This window comes from Exiguobacterium sp. UBA6309 (assembly GCF_002439205.1).
Classification (GTDB): domain Bacteria; phylum Bacillota; class Bacilli; order Exiguobacteriales; family Exiguobacteriaceae; genus Exiguobacterium_A.
The window spans coordinates 218,550-242,373 of sequence record NZ_DJTL01000009.1; the positions used below are offsets into that span (position 1 = coordinate 218,550).

A 23,824-nucleotide genomic window follows, 5' to 3' on the forward strand; every position below is an offset into this window, starting at 1 on the left:
GTATCTTTATCGAAGAACGTATCTGTCGTACCAACGTATGCTTTTCCATCACGTGGAATCGCAAAAATCATCCGACCGTCTGGTGTATCGAAGTAGACCGCTTGTTTGAGTGGGAATTTCGATTGATCGATGACAACGTGGACACCTTTTGTCAAACGAAGTTGTTTCCCGACTTTCGAGCCATCTTTTTCACGTAATTCATCAACCCATGGACCTGTCGCGTTGACGACTTTTTTCGCACGGATTTCATGCACGTCACCTGTCAAGAGGTCTGTCACACGCATCCCGACGACTTTTCCAGCATCGTAGATGATTTCTTCTGCTTTTGTATAGTTGACGACACGTGCGCCATGTTCGACTGCTTCTTTCATGACTTCAATCGTTAGACGAGCATCATCTGTGCGGTACTCGACGTAGTAACCGCCACCTTTTAGACCTTTTTGTTTAACGAGTGGTTCTTTTGCTAATGTTTCTTTTGCAGATAACATCGTACGCCATTCAGAACGTTTAACACCTGCTAAGAAGTCATAGACACGAAGACCGATTGACGTACTGAACGGTCCGAATGTACCGCCCTTATGCATCGGAAGTAACATCCATTCTGGTGTCGTAACGTGTGGGCCGTTTTCGTAAACAATCGCACGTTCTTTACCGACTTCAGCGACCATTTGAACTTCAAATTGTTTTAAATAACGTAGACCACCATGGACTAATTTCGTTGAACGACTAGATGTACCAGATGCGAAATCCTGCATTTCGACGAGGCCAATCTTCATACCGCGTGACGCCGCATCGAGGGCGATTCCCGCACCTGTGATCCCGCCACCTACGACAAGTAGATCGAGTTCTTCACGTGTTAATCGATTATAGACATCTGCACGGTTTTTGCTTGAGAATGGTTGGTTAGCCATGAATAGTTCCTCCTGTTTAGGTTCGAAAAAAAAGAGACCACAACAAACACGCTGACTATGTCAACTGTTGCTGTGGTCTCTCCATATTCTCCGACCGGTTTATTAACTTGACCTTACTATAACATAGATCACATCATTTAAACAACATCGTAGCTTGAATAGCTTTTTGCCATCCGCCATAAAGCGCATCCGTCTCTTCTTTTGCCATACTCGGCTCGAAACGGCGTTCTTTTTTCCATTGCGTAGCAATTTGTTCACGGTTTTCAAAGAATCCGACAGCAAGACCTGCCAAGTAGGCTGCACCTAATGCCGTCGTCTCATTGATTTCCGGACGCTCAACTGGCGCTTGGATGATGTCACCTTGGAACTGCATCAAGAAGTCGTTTTTAACCGCTCCACCATCGACACGGAGCGTTTTCATCTCGATGCCTGAATCTTGCTCCATCGCAGATAGGACGTCGCGTGTCTGATAAGCGAGTGATTCAAGTGTCGCGCGGATGAAGTGTTCTTTTTCCGTACCACGTGTCAAACCGAAGACGGCACCACGAACGTCTGAATCCCAGTAAGGTGTACCAAGACCAACGAATGCTGGTACAACGTAGACACCGTCTGAAGACGTGACGCGTGTTGCGTATCCTTCTGATTCTTTGGCATCATCAATGAGACGTAAGCCGTCACGTAACCATTGAATCGCAGATCCTGCGACGAAGATACTTCCTTCTAGAGCATACTCCACTTTTCCATCGACGCCCCATGCGATCGTCGTCAGCAATCCGTGATCTGATTTCACAGCCTCTTCCCCTGTGTTCATCAACATGAAGCAGCCTGTACCGTATGTGTTCTTCGCCATTCCTGTATCAAAACACGCTTGACCAAACAATGCGGCTTGCTGATCGCCCGCTGCTCCAGCAATCGGAACTGCTTCTCCGAAGAAGTGATACCCTGCTGTCTCTGCGTACACTTCAGAAGATGGTCGTACTTCTGGAAGCATCGCTTTCGGGACATCTAAGATGCCGAGTAACTCGTCATCCCATTTCAATTCATGAATGTTATACATCAACGTACGACTTGCATTCGAATAGTCGGTCACATGTGCTTTTCCGCCGGATAATTTCCAGATGAGCCACGTATCGATCGTACCAAACAGTAGTTCACCACGTTCGGCACGTTCCCGTGCTCCTTCGACATGATCTAAAATCCATTTGACTTTCGTACCAGAGAAATAAGCGTCAATCAATAGACCTGTCTTCTCACGGAAGAGCTCGGCATGACCGGCTGCTCGAAGCGCTTCACAGATTTCAGCCGTTTGTCTCGATTGCCACACGACTGCATTGTGAATCGGTTTCCCTGTTTCTTTTTCCCAGACGACAGCTGTTTCACGTTGGTTCGTGATTCCAATACCAGCAATCTGCGATGGCTTTACGTTCGCCTCCGTCAGACAAGTCGCCACGACAGCAAGGACACTTCCCCAAATCTCGTTTGCGTTGTGTTCGACCCAACCTGGTTTCGGAAAATACTGCGTGAATTCCTGTTGTGCTGAATGGACGATCTCGCCGGCACGATTAAACAGGATCGCACGTGTACTCGTCGTTCCCTGATCCAATGACAAAATGTAGTTCTCCATCTCTTCCCCATCCTTTTGTATCTAAATAAGTTAAGCTGACTTTGACTCCACTGACGTTGTTTTGTTCGGACGAACACCGAATCTATAGCATAAGCCTAATATGACGATTGTCACAAGTCCTACAACCCAAAAAGCCGGTGTATCTTTTCCTGTGAAGACCGAACGATAAAACAATCCGCCAAGACTTCCACCGAGAACTGGTCCGAGAACCGGAATCCAAGAGTACCCCCAGTTCGATGATCCTTTTCCATGAATCGGTAAGATGAAGTGAGCGATACGTGGACCAAGGTCCCGCGCCGGATTCATCGCATATCCTGTCGTGCCTCCGAATGACATACCGAGGCTGACGATCAAGAAACCGACGATCAATGGATTTAAACCATCCGAGAACTTATTCGCTCCGATCGATAACAACCCGATGACAAGTAAGAACGTCGCAATCATTTCACTCATTAGATTGGCAAATGTATGTGGAATCGCTGGTGACGTCGCAAAGACGCCGAGTTTCGTTGCTGGGTCTTTCGTTTCCGCCCAATGTGGTAAGTAATGAACGAAAACAAGACTTGCACCAAGTATCCCGCCGGCAATTTGAGCGACGATATAGCCTGGTACGTCCGCCCATGCAAATGAACCGTCAAAGGCTAAACCAAGCGTCACTGCTGGATTAAGGTGTGCTCCACTGAATTGACCGACGGCATACGCGGCAATCGCCACAGCAAAACCCCAGGCAAACGTGATGACGATCCAGCCTGCATCCTTCGCAAACGATTTCGTCAAACTAACGCCTGCACCAACACCGTTTCCAAGCGCGACAAGCAAGGCTGTACCTAAAAATTCCGCTAGTAAGGGTGACATGTGTATTCCTCCTTTTTGTTATGTGAAAAAAGCAACATAAAAAGGAGATCCACGTCAGTTCATGCTTGAATTTTCTTCAAGCAGGACTCACACGTGAATCTCCCTTTTCTCCGTCACTTTGTATCAACTTGATATCACTATAACAACCAGTGAAAACGCTGTCAAACAATCCGAATGATTTTCATCACAGTCCGGTTAGGAGCGTGGTTCAAAATGACGCCACAAGTCCTTATTCGATGTCGTAATGCTTGAGGCACCCGCTTCAATTGCTTGTTCCACTTCCTCGACCGTATCGATAAGTCCACCAGCGAATACGAGACGCCCTGTCTTTTCCTTCACTTCTTGAATGTACTTTGGCATCAACCCTGGTAATACTTCGATGTAATCAGGTTGCGTCCGTTCCATAAGTTGATAACTTTTTTCAAGTGAACTGGAATCGAGTAAGAACATACGCTGCATCGTCTTGACCTTTTTTTGACGTGCCTTCAAGATGACACTCGCCTTCGTCGAAATGACACCATACGGTTTCAGTTCTTGGCAAACATATTCCGTCGCGTACTCATCATTTTTTAACCCCTGGACGAGATCCATATGCAAAAACATTTTTTTGTCGTATCGATGTGCCATCTCATAGACTGCTTTTAAACGCGAGACGTGCATTTCGAGTAAGACCCCATACTCATATGGACTCTTCAGCATCTTTTCAAAGTCTTCTAATTTTCTAACGGAAGGCAGGATCTTCTGTCCAAAATATGTCATGCGTTCTCCCCCTGATTCGTAATGTGTCCTAAGTATGTCGTGAAACTGAGGTATTAGGCAATGCTCTTTTCATGAAAATAAGTGAAAAGAGCGCTACGATTAGGGTATAGCTTAACGAAACGATTTATTTTCAGGAGGTGAATGCGCAGTCCTACCGTCTGTGCACGTCAATGAGTCAGCAAAAACGGATCACTATTTATTTATTCTCGATTTTAATTAATGCCCTAGGTAACAGCTTTATGGTAACCGCCTCGATCGGCAGTGCACCTTGGACATCAGCGAGTGAAGCTGTCGCGGCGATCTCACCGTTAACTGTCGGACTCGCTATCATCGTCTTACATGCGCTTGCCTTGATTGCAGCGCTTTCTCTTGGAAGCCGCTTCAGTTGGTGGACGATCGTCCTCAGTTTCGCACTCGTCGTACTGTTCGGCGCCGCAATTGATTTCTTCTTATCAATCCATCAATTGATCTACACACCACAAGGACTATGGATGCGCGGCTTGTATATGTTAATCGGTATGCCGTTGATTTCACTTGGACTCGCACTTTATCTCCAAATCGGCTTCGTGTTGATGCCGCCAGATTACTTGATGAAATCACTCATCATCCGCTTTAAAAGTACATCAATCGGAGCAACGATTAGTCTCGGGATTCCTTTTTTGATTGCCAGTCTCTTTTCACTGATTGAACGTCAATTGATCGGCATCGGAGTCGGGACTTTTATTTTCTTACTATTGAATGGTCCGCTGATCGAATGGTTTCAGCGACTGTTCCCGATTACGGCTCGTCCGCCTAAACGAACTAGTTCTTAAATACTCAAAGAAAAGAGTTGCTCACGGACGAATTCGTCCATGAGCAACTCTTTTCTTTACGTGTAGGATTTTCTCTGGAAAACAAGAATTGACGCGCCTAATAAGACGATGATATGCGCCATTACGAACAAGACGGAGAATGTTAAAGATGTTCCCATTGCTTCACTGATACCATAGGAAACAGAATCCTTGAAATACATCGACCAGTCCAAGTGCATGAATACGATCCATTTGGCAATCGCTGGTTTAAAGCCGATCAATAGACTTCCCGCAATGCTCGTAAAGAACTGCGCTAATACGGTAAAGCCAATGATCATACCGACCGAGCGGAATAATAATGAGAAGAACAACGTCATAAATATCGTAAAAATCGGACTGACGACCTCAACGATCGTGTCGCGGAACAGGATCGGATCTCCTACCTCTGAAAACACAAATGAGCCTGCGTAGACGATCGCAGCGATGAACACGAATTGGAATAACATGATCAAGATCGAGAAGATCAGCTTCGAGAAATAAATCGTCATTCGTGAATATGGACTCATTAATAGATGTTTCATCGTATCATATCGTACTTCATTCCCGATAGCTTCTGCCGTGAAGACGATCGTGATGATCCCTAATAAGGAGGTCAACAACACAAACGTTAAGGAATAGTAATCATAGCGTGTGAACTCAAAATCATTTGTCTTCGCCACAATGATAATACCAACCGCAATGACGACATATAGCGCTAAGACGATTTTCGCTTTTTTAGTCGTCCACCATTTCATCCATTCATTTTGTATGAGCGAAAGCATGTGAATCCCCCTCTTTTTTCGTTACTTGCAGGAATTGTTCTTCGAGCGTCAAGCGTTTGACGGTCAATTCATGTAAGTCAGCAATCGGCACGACAAGTCGGGCAATCGCCGGACACTCACTTTCCGGTGCTGTGATGATGATTTGTTCATCAAGTACTTCTGATGGATAGTTCGCGATGCGAAGGGCTTCAAGTACGTCAGTCATCGCTTCCTTATTGACGCGAAGTGCCACCTTTGCTCCGGTTTCGTTACGAACCGATTCGACTGACTTGATGACACCTTGATCAATGATGGCATATCGATCACTGATTTGTTCCATTTCACTCAGCATATGACTTGAGATCAAAATTGCGATATCCTGCTCACGCGCCATTTGTCGTAAATACTCACGAAGTTCTGCGATCCCGGATGGATCCAGACCATTCGTCGGTTCATCTAAAATCAAGACGCGCGGATTATGTAACAACGCGCGAGCAATTCCAAGACGTTGCTTCATTCCGAGTGAGTACTCTTCGACTTTCTTCGAAAGCTTTCCTTCTAAACCAACGAGACGAGCAAGTGCGTCATAATCGACTTGTCCGAGTCCTGGAATCAGGTTTTTTGCATGTATCAAGTTTTGTTTGCCTGTTAAATAAGGATAAAAAGCTGGATTTTCAACGATTGCTCCGATTTGTGTTAATGCCTTCGAACGCTCTTCTACGACATCATAGCCATTGACCGTGACTCGCCCAGCATCCTGCTCAAGCAGACCCGTGATGATACGAATCGTTGTCGTCTTCCCTGCCCCATTTGGTCCGAGGAAGCCGAACACTTCTCCTGGGGATACCTCAAAACTGACGTCTTTTAGAATTTGCTCTTTTCCGAGACGCTTTGAGATATTTTCAATCTTTAACATCTGCTCTTCCTCCTCATTCATATTTTGTTTATGCTATATAGTGTACGTGAATTCCCTGCGAAAGTTTCTTTTCTTACAAATATGTAATCTGATTCCAAATAAAAATCCGCTAACGCAGAAATTTGAGACTAAATAAGGAATGGAGTCTTCAGATGATTCTTTTTGAAGAAATGACACGTGAACATTTTCCGATCGTTCAATCACTGTACGCAAGCGTTCCAGAGTATGCATGCCTAGAAGAACGGGCGCTACCACTCTCTGATTCGATCTTACAGGAGGAATTCTTGAATCCCGATACTGTATCGCTGATCGGGTATATCCATGGAGAACCTGTCTTACTGATTGACTACCTCCCAAAGCATCCGCAAGACGGTACAACGTGGATTGGTTTATTTTTACTTGATGCTTCTCATCATGGTACCGGAACGGGTAATCGGTTACTGTCCGCCTTTTTCAATCAATTCTTAAGTCGAGAGTCACAGATTCACCTCGCCGTATTACCTGATAACGCAAAAGCCCGACGGTTTTGGGAAAAACATGGATTCCGTTACGTGCGAACGAGCATCTCGAACCGTGAACAGCAAATAGACGTCTATGTATATGAGTCAAACAAAAAACAAATGAGAAACGTATGAATGGAGTATCACACAATGTCCAGACCCTCACTTCGCTTTGACATCCTATTAGCGGGATTGATTTCCCTATTATTTTTTAGCATGACGCTGTTGTTGACCTTCTTCATCAGTCAACACGCGACAAGCCGACTCCAATCGGAAGTCAGAATGAATCTGTCAACGACTGCTCATCAACTATCCGACAAGCTCGATCATTACATGTGGTCACGCTATGCAGAAGTGAAGTTGCTCGGCTCTTTATCAACGATTCAACAAACAGATCAAAAAGTAGAAACACGTCGGACACTAGAGGAGTTACAACGACAGATTCCCGACTTTTCTTGGATTGGTCGTTTAGATGCGAACGGTAAAGTCATTGCGTCAACGAACCAGATTCTTGAAGGAACATCGATCAAAGAACGACCTGTTTTTCAAGAAGCATTATCGCAACCATTCATCGGTGATGTTCATGAAGCCGTCCTACTCGCAAAATTATTGCCGAATCCAAGTGGTGAGCCACTCCAATTTGTCGATATAAGTACACCTTTATATGATAAGGGACGATTTTCCGGCGTCCTCGCGACACACCTCAGTTTCGAATGGGCTAAAGCGATTGAACAAAGTTTCCAGAGCGCTACCTCTTCTCTCCAAAAAGTCGATGTCTTCATCGTTAGTCAAGATCGAAAGACTATTTTGCTTGGACCAAACGGATGGAGTGGTAAGACATTGCCTACTAGTGTAACGCTCACTTCGAATGCTCCTGCGACCGCTTTTTGGAAAGAGAAAGAATTCGTCTCTGGTCAAAGTACGAGCCGTGGTTACAAAGACTATGATGGACTAGGTTGGACGGTTCTCGTGCGTCAACCGACATCGATTGCCTTCGCTGATGCCGACGCTTTACGCCAAACGATTTTCATCGCTGGGTTAATTGCCTCTCTCATTACAGCCGTGCTTGGGTGGATGTTAGCGAAACTGCTGACTCGACCACTCTTAAAAATCACGCATGCCGCACAACAAATGCAAGGTGATCCTTCAAAATCACTTCCGAACCATCGTGGAATCCGAGAAATCGAGACATTGACAGATGCCCTACAGCAACTGATTCGTCGATTGCTGCATACCGAAAAAGAAAAACTGACGTTTGAACGATTATCGCAACGTGACAGTCTCACGGGTCTTGCGAATCGAAATGGTCTTGCTCAATACATCGAACAATTACCTATAGGAACGCATTCCATCTACCTTTGTCTCGATTTAGACGGTTTTAAAGCAGTTAACGACACATATGGGCACGCACTTGGTGATCTCCTCCTGATCGAGGTCGGTCAACGTCTCAAACAGTTACTTCCACCTGGTGGCTTCGTCGCTCGTCTTGGTGGCGATGAGTTCATCATCGTCTTAACGAATCAGTCTGTAGTAGAAGCACAACACTTAGGTGAACAATGGATTGCCCATGTCTCGATGCCTTATCATTTAGAAGAACAGACCGTCCATATCGGAATGAGCATCGGACTCGCTGAACAGATAGCAGATGAATCGCTCGAGCAAGTCATGCACCATGCGGATTTAGCGCTCTATCGTTCGAAGCAAGATGGTAAAGGATGTATTTCCGTTCATTGACCTTTTGGAACGGAGGATTGACAAGCGCGTTTCTCCTCCGTAAGGTGAACGAGAAGCGTATAAATTTTCAACAAGGAGCTGTCAGCATGAATCAATGGACACGTGAAGCACGATATCGTCCCCTCTCGGATGTCGATCCGACCGTATACCAAGTGATGAAGGAAGAAGTAAGAACATCTCCTTGGCGATTTTCTTACCATATCCAACCTCCAACCGGACTTTTGAATGATCCGAACGGCTTCGTCTACCACGACGGTCTTTATCATTTATTTTATCAATGGTTCCCACTCGGTCCTGTTCATGGTCTAAAGTACTGGTATCACATGACATCAAAAGACCTCGTACATTGGTTCGATGAAGGGGCCGCCTTGATTCCAAATGACGATCCTGATTCGCACGGCGCTTATTCCGGTAGTGGCTTCATCAAAGATGATCAAGTGCACATCATGTACACCGGTAACAAACGGGACGCGGAGTGGAATCGCCATACGAGTCAAATCGTTGGGCACCTTCGTTCGGATGGACGGATTGAAAAACACTTACCACCTGCTATTCCAACCGTTCCTGAAGGCTATACAGAACATTTTCGTGATCCGAAAGTCTTTCAAGATGCATCGGGCATCTGGTACTGCATACTTGGAGCACAGCGCACTGACTTGACAGGTTGTACTGTCATTTATCAGTCTCCAGATGCAGAGCACTGGACGTTGGTCGGTGAGTTACGGACGAACTACCCGACATTCGGTTATATGTGGGAATGTCCTGATTATTTCGAGCTTAATGGAAAAGGCGTCTTTCTCTTTAGTCCTCAAGGGATTGAGCCAGATGGTACGAACTATCAAAATATTTTCCAGTCCGGTTACTTCATCGGGGAACCGTTAGCTTTACCCAACTTAACATTCACACATGAACCTTTCCAAGAACTCGATTTCGGATTCGACTTCTATGCGCCACAAACAACTGAGGCGGCAGATGGTCGACGGATTCTTGTTGGTTGGATGGGTTTACCGGACATTAGTTATCCTTCTGACATTTATAACTGGGCACATGCTTTGACATTGCCGCGTGAATTAACGATCGAACAGGGACAACTTCGTCAACGACCTGTCCATGAACTGACACAGCTACGAAAAGAAACCTTATTTGACGAAACGATTCTTTTCGAGCAAGATGTGACGGTTGCGGAAGCCGAGATTTTCGAACTCGTGATGACAGACTTGAAGCTGTCGTCGGATTCGTTCCGCTTCTCAATTCGTCAAGACGTTACAGAAGAAACCCTATTTAAATATGATGTCGTTTCGCGTCAATTTACGATTGACCGGAGTCGTTCGGGTGTGGAGGTTCCTGCTGAATCATTTGGTACATCACGATCGACTGTCCTTTCGAAAGACTTGCAGACATTACGTTTGTTTGTGGACCGGTCCTCGTTCGAACTTTTCCTCAATGATGGAGAAGCCGTCGCAAGCGGACGTATTTTCCCAAAAGCAACGAGTCGAGGTATCGGATTCTCTGGTGAGGCGATTGCCCACCTCTCTATTTACGATTTATCTTAAATAGCAAAAAGCATTTTCCTGAATAGAATCAGGAAAATGCTTTTTTACTTCACTGCTTCAATCGTGATTCCTTTTCTAAATCGAAGGCGAGAATATGTTGCTCTCCGATTGGACCCATGACCGATTGTAACGTATCGACATATCCCGTCTTGAAATACAGTGATTTTGCAGCGATATTCTTTTTATTGACCGCAAGTGTAATCGATGTGACTTCCGGGAAATGATGATGGACGAACTCCGGTAACTGCATCATCGCTTCCTTCGCGTATCCTTGATGTTGATGCCGTTCATCAATCGAAAAGGCACGTAACAGGACACTTTGTTCATCCGTCCGGTGTGTTTTAGGGGGATTGAGATGGAGAATAAAAAATCCGACGACGAGTTCGTCTTTTTTAATAACAACCGGAAACTTATCGGGATGTGCAACCGCATCCGTAACGACATCTGTTGGAAAAGAAGTAAACTGAACTTGTTCTTCCGGAAGAATGAACGCCTCACATTGTTCATAATGTTCATTTGTATACATGTGTAATTTCACTACAGACATTCTCATTCCGCCTTCCCTCTTTGTACAGGACAAGAGAGTACTCTCTTACATCTATTCCCATTTTAATATTTTTGAGTCCATTTGCCTAGTCTTTTAAAGTCACTCCTCTTACATTGCTTCCAATAGTCTTTTGTCTCTTTATTCCACGGTTCGTCTTTCAGTAATCCAATCCGATCATCAAAAATGCTACACTAGGGAGAGTTCGATTTAATGGACACGAAATTAAACGCTCGAGGTGAACTGTATCATGCATGAAGATTTTTTCAAACAGATGGAGCGATTGACCGGCATTCAATTGAATCCTGTCCAACAACAGGCAATTGAACATGACCATGGTCCGTTGCTGTTACTCGCCTCACCCGGCTCTGGAAAAACAACGACCCTTAATTTTAAGATTGCCTATTTGATTTTACAAAAAAAAATTGAACCACATCGTATTCTTGGACTGACCTTCAGTAAAGCGGCAGCTCGCGAGATGGCGGATCGATTTTATCATTTATTCCATGAACTAATCGGAACGACAGCGGCTTTTTCGACAATCCACAGTTTTGCTTTTCAAGTCGTCCGGGACCATACGTCTCAACAACGCCTCTCCTATACGATCATCGAAGGACCGATGGATCAACAACATCCGAATGCGCCACATAAACGGATGTTACTGCGCCGTATTTTCCAGGAAATTAATCGGAGTGTCATTACCGATGATCAAATGGATGAGTTGTTACGGATGATTTCCTTTGTCAAAAATCGCCTTCTTTCTTTAAAAGAAATCAAGGCAGTACCGACGGCGATCAAACACTTTCCTGACATCTATGTCGCATATGAACAATTCAAGTCTCGTGATCCTGTACATCCGTTACTTGATTTCGATGATATGTTGACATATGCTAATACGATTTTGGAACAAGACCGTCGTCTATTGCAACATTACCAACGTCGCTTCGATTATATTCTGACAGATGAGAGTCAAGATACATCACTCGTTCAACATCAACTGGTTGAAAAGTTAGCCTTACCCCATAATCGCCTTTGTGTCGTCGCGGACGATGACCAGACGCTTTACAGTTGGCGTGGCGCAGATGCATCCAAGATTCTCCACTTCAAGGATACGTATCCGAATGCGACGATTCTTTACATGGAACAAAATTATCGCTCATCAAAGGACATCGTCTCAGTCGCCAATCAATTCATCCAACGTAATAAAGCACGTTATCCGAAACAGATGTTCACGGAGAATGCTGCGGTTCGTCCAATTATCTTAGAGACGCTACCGACTTATGAAGATCAGACTCGTTATTTATTGAATCAGTTACGGACGGAAACGAATTACCGCGAAGTCGCCATCTTATATCGCAACAATGCTTCTTCGATCAACGTCATGAATGCGTTAGATCAAGCAAACATTCCTTTTTACATTAAGGATGTTGATCATAAATTCTTCAGTCATTGGATTTTGAAGGATATTTTAAATTTCATGACATTCGCACAAGATCCAACAGATATCGAGGTTCTAGCAACCATCCATACGAAGTTCGCCGGATATATCTCGAAAGCTCAACTGGCTCAATTGCAACAGTTTGGTTCGGGTGAATCTGTATTTGATCTACTCATAAACAAAATCGAAATGAAGTTTTATCAAAAGAAACAACTTCAACAAATGAAGCGCACATTCGCTTCCATTCAGACCGTTCGACCGTCTGCTGCCCTCTCTTTGATTCGTCATGAACTGGGCTACGAAAAGAATTTGCGGAAAATGAGTGAGAGTCTCGGTTTTAGTCTCGACCACCTGCTTGAGACATTAAATACGATCGATAACATCGCAAGTGATGTACCGACGTTACTCGCCTTTCGTGAGCGGATTGCGCATCTCGAACAGTTGATGCGTGATGCGAAACAAAACAAAAATCAAAATGCGGTCACTCTTTCGACCTTTCACAGTGCAAAGGGACTTGAATTTGATCGCGTCTTTATGATTGATCTCGTTGCTGGTATTCTTCCATCGGCTGACACGATCAAGGCGTACAAGAATGGACAACTCGATGATATGGAAGAAGCAGCACGCTTGTTTTACGTCGGGATGACACGGGCACGACACGAACTGCATCTCCTGTCTTATCGTTTTAAATCGAAATCGTTCGATGTCTCACCATTCGTCGAAGACGTTCATCGTCTTGTTACACCGGATTCCGCAAAACGAAAAATAGAACGCCAACGTCCTGCCATTGCAGCGCAAGCTAAAGTTCCTCCACTTCCGATCACTGAGAACATGCGTGTATCGCATACAGCATTTGGTCCCGGAACCGTCTTGCACCTGGTTGATGACGTGCTAGAAATTTCATTTGATCAAGGAATGAAAAAACAGCTTTCGTTACAAGTCTGCTCCGAAAATGCATTACTCGAAATTTTATAAGACAAAAAAGAGGCTGACTCAAAAGTCAGTCTCTACAAAGATAAGGGGGACAGATCATCAATCTGTCCCCCTTATCTCATAATAAAAAGAATGACGCGTCACACGCCACTCCTACAGGAAAAACGCATTTGTGCGTTGTCAGAGACGAACAAGACCCGCTTTCCTGCTTCAAGGAAGCAGGAAAACTGGCTTGTGTCTCGCCTGAGGAAAGGGCGTGAAAAGACGCGTCATTCTTTTTTTGAGTCAGCCCCTTTTGGTATATATCAGTTTTTAGGTGATGACTCATTTTGACGAATCAAGGCATCTCTGATTTCTGTCAATAGTTTTTCTTCTGTCGTTGGTACCGCTTCTTCTTCGACGACTTCTTCCTTCTTCCGGAACGAAGTGATTCCTTTGACGAAGATGAACAAAGCAAAGGCAATCAATAAGAATTCGATACTCGCCTGAAGGAACTGACCGTACTGTAATTTTGCATTTCCGACCATGATTGATAATCCTTTGACATCAATACCACCGATGATGATACCGATCAACGGCATGAAGACGCTGTCGACGAGTGATTTGATAATCCCGCTGAACGCAGCACCGAGAATGACTCCGACCGCTAAATCGATCACATTGCCTCGAAAAGCAAACTCCTTAAATGCCTTAAACATGAAAAATCCCCCTTACCAAGCACGGGACGCCAATTGCTGAATCGCATATCCGACGCCGTGCTCATCGTTTGTTTTCGTTACGTGATGCGCAATCGCTTTTGCTTCATCATGACCATTCCCCATCGCGATCGCCTTTCCAGCAACCTTAAACATGGGAAGATCGTTCAAATTATCACCGATGACAGCGACTTGTTCGATCGGCACACCAAGGTGGTCCGCGAGGATTTTAACTGCCGTTCCTTTATCGGCACCGACTGCCATGACTTCGATGTTATCGTGTCCTGACGACGTGACATAGACACCCTCGACTTTCTGCTCGATTTCCTGCCAGATTGTTTTCATCAATTCTTGATCAAATGAGAACGAAATGAACTTGAATACTTTTCCCGCTTGATTACGAATGTATGACCGGAATCCATCAATCATCTTGACGTCTTCGTGGACATAATAGCGATCGTGGAAGAAATCAAGCACTTGTTTTGCCCGATCACTTTCTTCACTTAATTCTTTTAACGAATCGTAGGCTGCATCAATCGTCGCTCCTTGCGCTGTCACGAGTCCTTGATCACAGAACATCTCGAAGAAGACTTCGTACTGGCTAATGATGCCGTAAATTTGCTGTGCCTGTTCTGTCGTTAGAGTCGTCGCACTCAACTCTTCTCCATCGACGGTCATCACACGTGCCCCGTTTGAAGCAATGATCGGACAATGAATTCCTGCGGCATCCGTCAATTCTTTAGCATTTAAGTAATTACGTCCTGTTGCAATTGCAAACTCGACACCTTGTTCGCGTGCTGCTTCAATTGCCTGAATCGTCTCCGGTTCTATTCGTTGTTTGCCCGAAAGAACGGTACCATCCATGTCTGATACGAGTAATTTAATTGGATTTGCCATCGTCTTCACTCTCCTCTTTTTCTATTTCCATACCACTATACCATTTTTCACATTTTGACTGGTCGTAAACACAGTTTACAAGATTGGTGACAACAAACGCGAAATACTTTCCTTGAATTTGATCATTCTTGAACGCGCAACATACGACTCGACCGTCATGAGCTTTGATACATCACAATCGGCTAAGAAGAGCCGTTCTAGTTCAATTGCTACTTCCTGATCATAGACGATTGTATTCATTTCGAAATTTAAACGGAAACTTCGTGCATCGATATTCGTCGTCCCGACTGAAGCAATCTCTCCATCAACAACAATCGTCTTCGCATGTAAAAATCCAGGTTCATACGTGTAGACTTTAGCTCCGTACGACAACAACTCTCCTACAGCAGCTGTCGTCGCCCAGTAAACGAATGGATGGTCCGGCTTATTCGGAATCATGATGCGCACCTCCACTCCAGACAGAAGGGCTGCCTTACATGCATCTAAATAACTCGTGTCTGGAATGAAATAAGGCGATTGAATGTAAATCGTCCGCTTTGCCTCATTGATCATCTTGATCAAAGCAAGCTTCAGATATTCTGAACGGGAATCCGGACCCGACGTGACGATCTGCATCGGTAATATATTCTGAACCCTGTGTATCCCGTAGTAGAACAATGATTTTTCTGTATAGACGTCACTCGCTTGATTCCAGTCAAGAATAAAACGGTCGAGCTGATCGTGAACGACATCACCTTTCAAGCGAAAATGCGTATCCCGCCAGTAGCCGAACTTTTCGTCGATACCTAGATATTCCGTACCGACGTTAAATCCACCAATGTAGCCGATTCGACCGTCAATGATACAGGATTTACGGTGATTGCGGTTATTTAAGCGAAAATTAACGAAACCGATCGTCGACGGGAAAAAAGCGAACACTTCTCCCCCGTGTACCAGTAAATCTTTGAAATCCGTCCGTTTGAGACTACGTGATCCGACAGCATCGTATAATAGACGGACTTTGATTCCACGACGAGCACATTCGGTTAATGCATCGATCAACGCTAGCCCAAGGCGATCTTTCTGAATGATGTAGTATTGAATATTCACTTCATGTTCTGCCTGGCGGATATCTTGAATCATCCGATTGAATTTCTGTTCTCCATCCGAAAGAATCTGGAGTTGATTCGAGAGACTGAGTAACGAACCGTTCGACATCAGATTCATCCGAATCATATCCCGGTGCTTTTGAATCATCGGGTGCCGCCCCATCGTCACGAGTTCTTTTTTCTGTAAGGCAATCCGTCTATCGTGTTCTAGTTGTTCTTCTTCCGTAATACGATAAAAATTCGATTTTTTCAACAATCTTCCGAAAAACAGATAGACGAGAAACCCAACGAGTGGAACGAAATACAAGATGAACACCCATGCCCACGTCGCACCAATATCGCGCCGTTCGAGAAAAATAACCGTTAGGACCGCAAAGATATTCATGATGAGCAATCCGTAGACGATGATGATCGTGAACGTACTCCATACTTCCACCATACGATTCCCTCCCGTTTCAACGGTATTGTTCGATTTTGGTCCCTTGTCTCCTATTCCCGTTTCCTTCCGTGTCATTCTTTTGAAGACAAAAAAACCTTTTTAAAGCACAAATGGCTTCAAAAAGGTTTAGGTCTTTCATGATTCTTGACATGGTTCCGGTTGTTGTAACGCCATTTGTTCAAGTGTCGCTTTGACACCTGCTACACAGTCTGGCAATCCAACACCATCATAAGCAAGTCCGGCTAAATGAATGTGTGGATAGTGCGAAGCGATGGTTTCTCGCACTTCTTGAATCCGCTGTGCATGCCCTACCGTGTAGGCCGGTAAGCCGTCTAATAGACGACTGATGACGACACGTTCCGGTTGCAACGGACGACCACAGATGGCTTCAAGATCTTCTAAGACGACCCGTTCAATCATTTCGTCTGATTCACGAACGAGTGCATCTTTTCCGGGACGACCGATGAAGGCACGAAGCACGGTATGATTCGGTGCTGCATGATTCCACTTTTGATCAATCGCCGTACACGCTGTAATCGAATACGGTGCCTGACGGTTGACGATGAAACCTGTTCCATCGATCGGCAACGCTGTTTCCTTATCGAAAATCAACGTGACTGTCGCCGTCGAGTGTGTCGAGAGGTTCGCAAGCCCAGGCAGCGTCGCTTCTGGTAACAGGGACACGACTTGGCGATGCGGAATCGTCAACAAAATATCATCGGCATACTCTGGACCATGATCCGTTTCGAGACGATACCGCCCATCTTCTTCCCGTTTAATCGAGCGAAGTGGTGTCTCAAGACGAATTTCTGTCCGTTCAAGCACCTCTTCTAGCCGCTCGACGAGAGACTCGAGTCCAGTAGCGAGCGATAAAAATTGACCTGTCGCTTTGAGCGTCGGACCTTGTTCTTGGTCAAGCGGACGCATGAGACGCATTCCTTCAAACAAACTTCCTGCCTTTTGTTCATTTGCAACAAATTGTGGGTAGGTCGCAAACGTACTCATCCGGTCGATATCACCAGCATAAATGCCTGAAAGAAGCGGTTCGATCAGCTTTTCGACGAGCGCATCTCCAAGACGCGGACGCAAATACTCTCCTAGTGGGATATCTGTTTCTGGAATCGTCAAATCAGGAGCAGGGTGAAGCAATCGTTCTGACACTTCTGCTTTTTCTTCTTCCGTCAACAAAGAAGTCTTTGCAAATAACTCTAAATCCGTCGGGATACCCATGACGGCACCTTTTGGAATCGGGTGGAGACCTCGCGCATCCAATATATAGGCTTGCGACGTGTTATTACGAACGAGTTGCTCCCCTAATCCAATCTCTTCGATGAGATCCGTCAGTACGTGTTTTCGTGCGACATACGAATCTGGTCCCCGCTCGATCGTCAATCCTTCGTCCCGATATGTTGCCACCTTACCACCGAGACGACCTTCTGCCTCAAGTAACGTGATGTTCATTTCCGGAAACTGTTTCTCTGCATAATAGGCGGCCGCAAGTCCTGATATACCGCCGCCCACGATGACGAGACGTTTACTGGACATAACTACCCACCTGTTTCGCGACGGCTTCCGTGACAGCTTTCATGAAAGCAGGATCCGCGTTTGGCATGACAGGTCGCGCATAATGGATTCCGAGTTCGTCGCAGACGACTTTACACTCATAGTCATTATCGAATAATACTTCTAGATGGTCCGCAACGAAGCCGACTGGCACGTAAACGAACGCTTCGTATCCTTTTTCTTCGTAAACATCACGCGTCAGATCCTGAACATCAGGGCCGAGCCATGGCTCAGGTGTTTGTCCAGCTGATTGCCAACCTGTGATCATATGCGGTACACCGGCACGTTGTGCAATCAATTCGGCAGTTTCTTTCAATTGCTCTGGGTACGGATCGCCGTTTGCGATGATTTTCTCAGGCAGACTGTGCGCCGAAACGACGAGAACGGCTTTTTCTTCAGGAACTGGTAAAGCGTCGAACGTCTTGCGGATTTCTTTCCCCCACCAATCGAGAAATGCTTCTTCTTTGTACCACGATTCAACGGATGCGAGACGAATACCGTGCTGATCTGCGACTTCCTTCGCACGACCATTATATGAACGAATACTGAACGTCGAATAGTGCGGTGCTAAAACGACCGTGACCGCTTCTGTGATGCCGTCTTTTGCCATTTGCTCGACAGCATCCTCAACGAATGGCTCGATGTGCTTTAGACCAAGATAAAGCTTAAACTCGATTTCACCGGCATATTTCTCAGACAATTGACGGTGCAGCTCTTCTGCTTGGTCAATCGTGACCTGTGCGAGTGGTGAGACTCCACCAATGGCTTCGTAGCGTTCCGTCAACTCTGCCAATGCTTCTGGAGACGGTTTGCGTCCGCGGCGGATATGCGTATAATACCGCTCGATATCTTCAGGTTTATACGGCGTACCATACGCCATGACAAGTAATCCTAACGTCTTCATTTTTCTACCTCCATTTTTTCTTTCGAATAATCATGGATAAATGCAGTCAAACGTTTCAATACTTCTGGATCAACTTCCGGGAAGATGCCGTGACCGAGGTTGAAGATGAACCCTGGTTGTTTCATTCCCATGTCGAGAATCTCCTTCGCTTTCGCTTCAAGGATATCCCATGGTGCTAACAGATAAGACGGATCGAGGTTCCCTTGGACGGGTTTCGTCAGCCCACGTTCACGTGCTTCATCGATCGATAAGCGCCAATCGAGTCCAACGACGTCTAACGGTAAGCTATGCCACTCTTCTGCCAAATGACTCGCCCCTACACCGAACATGATCATCGGCACGCCTGTATCTTTTAGTTCCGTGAAAATGCGTTCCATCGTCGGTTTGATGTAACGGACATAATCTTTCCGGCTTGTCGTTCCGACCCATGAATCAAAGATTTGGAACGCTTGAATCCCTGCATCTACTTGTGATTTGATGTAATCGATGACCATGTCACCTAGTTTCTCCATTAAGGCATGCCATACTTCAGGTTGTCCATACATCAATGCTTTCGTTTTATGGTATCCCTTTGAAGGTCCACCTTCAATCATATAGCTCGCAAGTGTAAATGGCGCCCCGGAAAAACCAATTAACGGCACTTCAAGTCGTTCCCGTAATAAACGAATTGTTTCATAAATGTACGGAATATCTTCACGGTTGAACGGTTGCAGTGCTTCGACATCTGCCATCGTGCGAATCGGATTCGCAATGACTGGACCAATGCCACTCTTGATTTCAACATCAACGCCCATCGACGGAAGTGGCGTCATGATATCTTTATATAGAATCGCTGCATCGACTCCTAGTTGTTTTACAGGTAGTTCTGTCACATATGCGCCTAGCTCCGAGTCATGCGTGATCTCGAAAAGCGTCCGTGTCTTCTTGATTTCACGATATTCCGCTTGATAACGACCTGCTTGTCGCATGTACCAGACGGGAACGTGATCAATCTGCTCGCCACGGATCGCCCGCAAAAACGTATCATTGAATTTCTTCATCATAACTACCCCTTTATACTCGTTCTAACGCCCCAAAAAACGTACGATAAGTTTGTGAACACAGAAACATTATATCTGAAATTAAGAAGTCTGTGCCAATAAATCGTTTACAAAATGACAGTTCTGTTACCAGTTCATGAAATGTTCACTGTTTCTTGTAAAGACCGAATGCAGCGTTTAACTGACCACGAATTAAGTCAGAACGTTGCTGTTCCGTTACCTTACGTTCTTTTTCTCGAATTTCGTGCGTGCGCCAACCATCCTCGATTTTTTCCGCGACTTCGACGAGTCGCTCGACATCCGTAAACGAATATTTTCGCGTCTTTCCATTTGTCCGTTCTGGAAAGATTAATTTCCGTTCCTCATAGTAACGAATCTGACGTTCTGACAAGCCGGTCAATTCACAGACGATTCCGATCGACATCACCTTTTTTTCGCGGTACTTCATCTCCGTCACTCCTTTCTACAAAAATACCATGTCAGATTTTCTGACACAACACGTTTCTTTTAAAGTATTTCCGTCTAAAGTAAACACATACTTTAAATGGATAAAGGAGGAACGATAATGAAACTGGAACAACTCGCAATTTCAGTCGATACGTTTTATGTCTTATTCGCAGCACTGCTCGTCTTTACGATGCAAATCGGATTCTTACTTCTGGAAACAGGGATGTTACGGGCAAAGAACGCGGGGCACGTCGCTGTTAAACAAATTATCAGCTTCTCAGTTGCCGCTCTCGCCTTTTGGGCTATCGGATTCGGATTGACGTTCGGTGATGGTAACTCCATTATCGGAACAGAAGGATTCTTCTTACATGGAGGATTCAGCAGTCTTGATTGGTCGAACATCACGATTGATGTAAAGTTCCTCTTCCAACTCTCGTTTGTCGCCGTCTCTCTCGCAATCGCTTGGGGCGGATTCGCAGAACGTGCTAAATTATCCGTTTACTTGTTGTTCGGAACGTTTTTCGTTGCTATCATCTATCCGATCATTGCTCGTTCCGTTTGGGCAGGTGGATTCCTTGGTTCGCTCGGAATGCAAGATTTCGCCGGGTCAACGGTCGTCCACTTACAAGGTGGGATTGCTGCACTTGTTGCTGCTTTACTGCTTAAGAAAAGAATCGGTGCTGAAAAAACACCGTTGCTTGGACACAATGTCATTTATTCTGTCGTCGGTGCCTTCATCCTCTGGTTATGTTGGTTCGGCTTCAACGCTGGTTCGACATTAACAATTGCCGACGGATTCTTTAGTTACGTTGCTTTGACGACGTTACTCGCGACTGCAGCAGGTGCCCTCGGCGCTCTTGCCATCTCGTTCTGGCACCGTCGCGTCGCAGATATTCCTTCGATCATCAACGGTGTATTAGCTGCACTCGTCGCCATTACTGCAGCCTGTGCCTTTGTGGAACCATGGGCAGCCGTCGTCATTGGTTTCCTTGCTGGTGTGATCACGTATGGAACGAGCATTCTTCTCGCAAGTCGCGTGGATGATCCACTTTGCGCCTTCTCCGTTCATGGCGTCGCTGGTATCTGGGGTACACTCGCAACTGGATTCTTCGCTTCACCACGACTTGTTGAAATCACAGGTATCGGACAAGCAGGACTCTTCTATGGGGGTGGCTTCACTCAACTCGGTGTTCAAGCTCTTGGTGTCGTCTTTGCTATCGTCATCGTCAGCGTCTTAAGTTATGCTTTCTTAAAAGTCCTCGACCTTACGATCGGACTTCGAATCACACGCGAAGATGAACTCCGTGGTCTTGACGTCGCGGAACATGGTCAAGCTTCTTACGATCTTCCTGCTCCTGTCAGCAAGGAATTGCATATGGTTGAAGAAGAAGATCTATCAAACGAACGTGTCAATTAATGGTTCATAACGAATAAGAGCCTATGCGATGAACATCCATCGCGTAGGCTCTTTCTTGTTTATTATTTTCGGGCATAGTATTCACCAATTACAAGTGCTATAGCTGCCCCACCAACGACATACATGGATCCACTTAAGAAGAATCCAAGTAGCGTCAAAACGATGCATTGACTGATTGCTGCGAAGCGGATGATTTTCCGTTTAGCATGTACGGCATTCCCAAATGGCAATAAGCGAGTCAACAGATGCTGATCGACTGCTTTCGTAAACGGCGCCAATTGAAAACTCGTTAATCCACCAAACGCAGGAATCGCAAGTGCCACGAACCAAACGTTACCGCTCGCCAACCACATGAACACAGCCCCGATCAGTGTTAAACGAACAATCAATCCGATGCCGTCCCCACTCCGGATGAACTGTTTGACATACAAATAATCGAATGTCGTCTGGGCTTGGTACGGAATCCGCTCGACCATGTTACTTAAGAGACGACGGTGTTTATACGTTGCCGATAGATGTGGGACATCGACGAACCAGTTGGCTAGTCGATAAAAACGATCACGTGATTCTCGTTCGAGCGCAATCCATTCACGTAATGGGAGATGATCCTGACGCTTCAGATGAAGGACGACCATTAACAGCAAGGCAACGACGATCGACATCCATGCCATATCGATGATGACGAGTAGTGCTGCTCCAAATGCATACAATAACACTGTTCGATGTGCGATGCCTTCAAGCTTGGATAAATTCGCAGCCGCTCCGAACAAAGCAAGTGCTGCTCCAAGTAAAACAAGTTCAAGTGGTGTCGTCTGTTCCGTTCGAACATAGAGAACAACGACAGCTAAAAACGGAATCACGGCACGGATGATACCAAAAATCGCATTATATGCGCGCACCTGTTGCATGAAACTGGATAACTTCGCTAACACGGGTAATAGAAACACTTGATCCGCCTCGACAAGAAACGTTCGACTTGTCCGGTAGAGCGGCAGAATCAGAAATAAGGCTGCCATGACGAATCGACCTGGAAACGATGGATCGAGTTGGTCGAGGAAACGACCGTAGACGACTAATGCGTATAAAATAACAAAGTAGACGGTGAATAACAGTCCACCATTCGCCATATATCGTGTATATTTCACTGTTTCCGTCATCGCCGCCTGATACCGTTCCTTCCATAAGGACTGGCTATTCATCGTTCTGCCTCCTCGATCGCAGCAACGTACAGATCATCCAGCGTTCCATCTTGTAGTCCATAACGAGCTCGTAAAGCAGCCGTTGTCCCTTCCGCTGCAATATGTCCTTCATGTAAGAGAACGAATCGGTTGCAGTGGCGCTCGGCTGTCTCCAGGATATGCGTTGACATTAAAATTCCTTTACCGTCCTGCTTCAGTTCACTAAAAATCTGAAGCAACTCTCGGATTGCCAGTGGATCAAGTCCAACGAATGGTTCATCAACGATCAACAATTCACTCCCCGTGACAAGGGCGCACAAGATCATTGCTTTTTGTTTCATCCCTTTTGAAAAGACACTCGGAAACCATTCGAGTTGTTTCGTCATTCGAAGTCGTTCAGCGTAATGTTGCGCGCGCTCTGTCGCAATCGTCTCTTCGACATCATATCCTTGCGCCATTAAACGAAGATGCTCCCGCAACGTTAACTGTTCATATAACATTGGCTGTTCCGGAATATATGCGACTTGACGACGATACTCGGTTTCATTCGTTGCTAAATCCAATCCATTGATTCGAACTGATCCCGTCTTGACTGGTAGTAATCCAAGGATGTGCTTGATCGTCGTCGATTTCCCCGCACCATTTAAACCAATTAAACCAACGAGTTCACCCCGATCGACTTCGATATTAATGTCATGAAGGACGGTTTTCGATCCATATCCGCCTGATAAACCTTTGATATCCAATAACATGTTTGCCACTCCCTTTAAGCTCATCGTAAGGTAGATCTTCTTAGAC

General features: G+C 45.5%; 22 protein-coding genes. 6 read left to right on the forward strand and 16 right to left on the reverse strand.

What is annotated here, in order from left to right:
* The 4 genes from B3M90_RS02305 to B3M90_RS02320 all read right to left on the reverse strand — a co-directional run.
* Window positions 1-911: glycerol-3-phosphate dehydrogenase/oxidase (locus tag B3M90_RS02305; RefSeq protein WP_290782408.1), on the reverse strand; the 911-nt coding region annotated here is incomplete at its 3' end.
* 133 nt (window positions 912-1,044) lie between these two features.
* Entirely contained in the window at window positions 1,045-2,535 is a 1,491-nt protein-coding gene (gene glpK / locus B3M90_RS02310; RefSeq protein ID WP_214856735.1) for a glycerol kinase GlpK, read from the reverse strand.
* Window positions 2,536-2,565: 30 nt separating this feature from the next.
* Complete coding sequence (locus tag B3M90_RS02315) at window positions 2,566-3,390, reverse strand: MIP/aquaporin family protein (protein ID WP_029340954.1); 825 nt, start codon at window positions 3,388-3,390, stop codon at window positions 2,566-2,568.
* A gap of 195 nt (window positions 3,391-3,585) precedes the next feature.
* Window positions 3,586-4,149 carry a glycerol-3-phosphate responsive antiterminator gene (locus tag B3M90_RS02320; protein WP_023467370.1) on the reverse strand — a complete coding sequence of 188 codons (564 nt, stop codon included), beginning with the start codon at window positions 4,147-4,149 and terminating at the stop codon, window positions 3,586-3,588.
* A gap of 170 nt (window positions 4,150-4,319) precedes the next feature.
* Between B3M90_RS02320 and B3M90_RS02325 the strand changes: the two genes are divergently transcribed.
* Entirely contained in the window at window positions 4,320-4,961 is a 642-nt protein-coding gene (locus B3M90_RS02325) for a YczE/YyaS/YitT family protein (RefSeq protein WP_290782411.1), read from the forward strand.
* Between the two features lie 56 nt (window positions 4,962-5,017).
* Here B3M90_RS02325 and B3M90_RS02330 read toward each other — a convergent pair whose 3' ends face one another.
* Both B3M90_RS02330 and B3M90_RS02335 read right to left on the reverse strand, forming a co-directional pair.
* Window positions 5,018-5,761 carry an ABC transporter permease gene (locus B3M90_RS02330; RefSeq protein WP_035409387.1) on the reverse strand — a complete coding sequence of 248 codons (744 nt, stop codon included), beginning with the start codon at window positions 5,759-5,761 and terminating at the stop codon, window positions 5,018-5,020.
* The gene (locus B3M90_RS02335; RefSeq protein WP_290782413.1) at window positions 5,739-6,656 is read right to left on the reverse strand and encodes an ABC transporter ATP-binding protein; all 918 of its coding nucleotides are present in this window, start codon (window positions 6,654-6,656) and stop codon (window positions 5,739-5,741) included. The genes B3M90_RS02330 and B3M90_RS02335 overlap by 23 nt, the downstream gene beginning before the upstream one ends.
* 170 nt (window positions 6,657-6,826) lie before the next feature.
* On the opposite strand from B3M90_RS02335, the gene B3M90_RS02340 reads away from it, so the two are divergent.
* The 3 genes from B3M90_RS02340 to B3M90_RS02350 all read left to right on the forward strand — a co-directional run bounded on the left by B3M90_RS02340 (window position 6,827) and on the right by B3M90_RS02350 (window position 10,443).
* A complete protein-coding gene (locus B3M90_RS02340; RefSeq protein WP_290782415.1) occupies window positions 6,827-7,291 on the forward strand; it encodes a GNAT family N-acetyltransferase in 465 nt (154 codons plus the stop codon).
* 15 nt (window positions 7,292-7,306) lie between these two features.
* Window positions 7,307-8,890, forward strand: coding sequence for a diguanylate cyclase domain-containing protein (locus tag B3M90_RS02345; protein WP_290782417.1), 1,584 nt, complete (start codon window positions 7,307-7,309; stop codon window positions 8,888-8,890).
* An 86-nt stretch (window positions 8,891-8,976) separates the two neighbouring features.
* Entirely contained in the window at window positions 8,977-10,443 is a 1,467-nt protein-coding gene (locus tag B3M90_RS02350) for a glycoside hydrolase family 32 protein (protein ID WP_290782419.1), read from the forward strand.
* A 49-nt stretch (window positions 10,444-10,492) separates the two neighbouring features.
* Here the strand turns inward: B3M90_RS02350 and B3M90_RS02355 are convergent, their stop codons facing one another.
* Window positions 10,493-10,969 carry a GNAT family N-acetyltransferase gene (locus tag B3M90_RS02355; protein ID WP_290782421.1) on the reverse strand — a complete coding sequence of 159 codons (477 nt, stop codon included), beginning with the start codon at window positions 10,967-10,969 and terminating at the stop codon, window positions 10,493-10,495.
* A 268-nt stretch (window positions 10,970-11,237) separates the two neighbouring features.
* Between B3M90_RS02355 and B3M90_RS02360 the strand changes: the two genes are divergently transcribed.
* Complete coding sequence (locus B3M90_RS02360; RefSeq protein ID WP_290782423.1) at window positions 11,238-13,400, forward strand: ATP-dependent helicase; 2,163 nt, start codon at window positions 11,238-11,240, stop codon at window positions 13,398-13,400.
* Between the two features lie 263 nt (window positions 13,401-13,663).
* Here the strand turns inward: B3M90_RS02360 and mscL are convergent, their stop codons facing one another.
* From mscL to B3M90_RS02395, 7 genes are all read right to left on the reverse strand, one after another.
* On the reverse strand, window positions 13,664-14,056 hold the full coding sequence (gene mscL / locus B3M90_RS02365) for a large-conductance mechanosensitive channel protein MscL (protein ID WP_035409394.1): 393 nt from the start codon (window positions 14,054-14,056) through the stop codon (window positions 13,664-13,666).
* A gap of 12 nt (window positions 14,057-14,068) precedes the next feature.
* Window positions 14,069-14,950, reverse strand: coding sequence for a Cof-type HAD-IIB family hydrolase (locus B3M90_RS02370; protein ID WP_056059977.1), 882 nt, complete (start codon window positions 14,948-14,950; stop codon window positions 14,069-14,071).
* Window positions 14,951-15,025: 75 nt separating this feature from the next.
* Window positions 15,026-16,477, reverse strand: coding sequence for a cardiolipin synthase (cls, locus tag B3M90_RS02375; protein WP_290782425.1), 1,452 nt, complete (start codon window positions 16,475-16,477; stop codon window positions 15,026-15,028).
* A 135-nt stretch (window positions 16,478-16,612) separates the two neighbouring features.
* Window positions 16,613-18,022: a protoporphyrinogen oxidase gene (gene hemG / locus B3M90_RS02380; protein WP_214856746.1), complete on the reverse strand. Its 1,410-nt coding sequence runs from the start codon at window positions 18,020-18,022 to the stop codon at window positions 16,613-16,615.
* Window positions 18,012-18,944, reverse strand: a complete 933-nt coding sequence (gene hemH, locus B3M90_RS02385) for a ferrochelatase (protein WP_023467355.1) — start codon at window positions 18,942-18,944, stop codon at window positions 18,012-18,014. Before hemH ends, hemG begins: the two co-directional genes overlap by 11 nt.
* A complete protein-coding gene (gene hemE, locus B3M90_RS02390) occupies window positions 18,941-19,987 on the reverse strand; it encodes a uroporphyrinogen decarboxylase (RefSeq protein ID WP_035409400.1) in 1,047 nt (348 codons plus the stop codon). The genes hemH and hemE overlap by 4 nt, the downstream gene beginning before the upstream one ends.
* A 142-nt stretch (window positions 19,988-20,129) precedes the next feature.
* Complete coding sequence (locus tag B3M90_RS02395) at window positions 20,130-20,432, reverse strand: MerR family transcriptional regulator (RefSeq protein WP_035409401.1); 303 nt, start codon at window positions 20,430-20,432, stop codon at window positions 20,130-20,132.
* Between the two features lie 117 nt (window positions 20,433-20,549).
* Between B3M90_RS02395 and B3M90_RS02400 the strand changes: the two genes are divergently transcribed.
* Complete coding sequence (locus tag B3M90_RS02400) at window positions 20,550-21,848, forward strand: ammonium transporter (RefSeq protein ID WP_035409402.1); 1,299 nt, start codon at window positions 20,550-20,552, stop codon at window positions 21,846-21,848.
* Window positions 21,849-21,910: 62 nt separating this feature from the next.
* Here the strand turns inward: B3M90_RS02400 and B3M90_RS02405 are convergent, their stop codons facing one another.
* Both B3M90_RS02405 and B3M90_RS02410 read right to left on the reverse strand, forming a co-directional pair.
* Window positions 21,911-23,047, reverse strand: a complete 1,137-nt coding sequence (locus B3M90_RS02405) for an ABC transporter permease (RefSeq protein WP_214856748.1) — start codon at window positions 23,045-23,047, stop codon at window positions 21,911-21,913.
* On the reverse strand, window positions 23,044-23,778 hold the full coding sequence (locus B3M90_RS02410) for an ABC transporter ATP-binding protein (protein ID WP_214856750.1): 735 nt from the start codon (window positions 23,776-23,778) through the stop codon (window positions 23,044-23,046). Before B3M90_RS02410 ends, B3M90_RS02405 begins: the two co-directional genes overlap by 4 nt.
* Window positions 23,779-23,824: the final 46 nt, after the last annotated feature.